Genomic DNA, 687 nt, shown 5'->3' with positions numbered 1-687 from the left:
CTCGGCCGAGGGCCAGTTATAGTGTTCGATATACTGTTCGCGCAGGAAGTCATCGGCAAAATCGGCCCAGATCCGGCGCCCTTCGGTCAGCACACCGGCCAGGGCGAAACAGGGGACAAAGACCGCAATACCGATCAGGTAGGGCAGGGTCTTGCCCCACCACCGTGTCAACCGCAGCCACATGTGCAACCCGATGCAGCCATGTACCCACACGATCAGCAACAGCAGGCTTTGCATCCAAATCGCAGAGCTTGGCCACATCAGGATGATGATATAGCCCATTTCGTCATTCACATCGTAGATCTCATGCGCGTAGCGCGTGTGAATGATGTGGACGATCAGCTGGATCGGGATCAGCAGCCCCAGCACGATTTGGAGGGCTGAGCTGAACGGCATGCGCAAGGTCCGTCGCTGTATGATCGACGTTAGCGCCAGGCCCGAATGTATGATCAGCGCAAGGTAGAGAAGAGCGCTCATGGCGTCGTGGCGGGTTACGGCCTTTCGACCATCTTGCATGCCATGCAGATAGTCGGTGTGAAACAGGCCCAGGCCGATGTTCAGAAAGTGGAAGAAGGCAAAGACAAAAAGGACCAGCCCGCTGCCGATTCTAAGCCGGGTTGACCACCCGCCACGCCAAAGAGCGTTGTCCGTTGTGACCACGCGCGACCCTCATGTTTTGCACCAGTG

At 57.4% G+C, this 687-nt stretch carries 1 pseudogene; it reads right to left on the bottom strand.

Annotated features, from left to right (window positions below):
* Positions 1 to 660: pseudogene (locus ACR0E6_RS22360) on the bottom strand (adenylate/guanylate cyclase domain-containing protein); the annotation flags it as partial.
* Positions 661 to 687 lie beyond the last annotated feature (27 nt).

The organism is Ruegeria sp. AP12, from assembly GCF_056540025.1.
This window is presented reverse-complemented; position numbering and strand designations above follow the sequence as displayed.